The 376-nt window shown below is 63.6% G+C and carries 1 protein-coding gene; it reads right to left on the minus strand.

Translation table 11 applies throughout. The features are described from left to right. Positions 1–376 (minus strand): alpha-amylase family glycosyl hydrolase (locus tag AC5WRT_RS39125; RefSeq protein ID WP_496098974.1); only part of this gene is annotated, 376 nt, incomplete at both ends.

Genomic DNA, 376 nt, shown 5'->3' on the forward strand with positions numbered 1-376 from the left:
CAGCACCTTGTCGGGGTACTGGGCGTCGATCTCCTTGCGCACCCGCTTCAGGAAGGCGTGGGTGGCCGGCAGGTTCTCGCAGTTGGTGCCCTCCTGCTGGTACAGGTACGGCACCGCGTCCAGCCGGAACCCGTCGATGCCGAGATCCAGCCAGAACTTCAGCGCAGAGATCATCTCCTCCTGCACGGCCGGGTTCTCGTAGTTCAGGTCGGGCTGGTGCGAGAAGAAGCGATGCCAGTAGTACTGCTTGCGTACCGGGTCGTACGTCCAGTTGGAGGCCTCGGTGTCGACGAAGATGATCCGGGCGTCCTGGAACTGCTTGTCGTCGTCGGCCCAGACGTAGTAGTCCCCGTACGGACCGTCCGGATCGCGTCTC

This window comes from Streptomyces sp. NTD91, assembly GCF_059510455.1.